Origin of the sequence: Anaerotignum faecicola, assembly GCA_024460105.1 — a bacterium.
GTDB lineage: Bacteria > Bacillota > Clostridia > Lachnospirales > Anaerotignaceae > JANFXS01.
Map to the genome: position 1 here is coordinate 1 of JANFXS010000600.1, position 385 is coordinate 385.

The 385-nt window shown below is 42.1% G+C and carries 1 protein-coding gene; it reads left to right on the top strand.

From position 1 onward, the window contains the following. Positions 1–385: MFS transporter (locus NE664_15580; protein MCQ4728054.1), on the top strand; the 385-nt coding region annotated here is incomplete at both ends.

The following is a 385-nucleotide window of genomic DNA, read 5'->3' on the forward strand; positions in this document are numbered from 1 at the left end:
TGTTGGAGATTCCAGCTCGGAGGAAGAAAGAAGCAAGAATATGAGTCAACTTGGAGCTTCAATGAGCGTTGGCGTAATGATGGGACCATTATTGGGAGGCATTCTTGCAGGCTATTCGCTTGCGCTCCCATTTTTTACAGGAGCCGGCATTTCATTTATTGCCTTTCTGCTAATTCTAACACTTTTGCCAGAGTCAATTGAGCGTTCAGGACAGACGGAAAAAAGAAAACCCTTTGATTTTTCAGACCTGAAAAGTATAATTTTTGGCTCAGCAGGAATGGTTTTGATACTTATTTTCGTCGTGCATTTCTGTCAAACAGGCTTGCAAGGAATTACGGGGCTGTATGTCGTAGATAAGTTTGGATTTTCCACTAAGCAAGTTGGT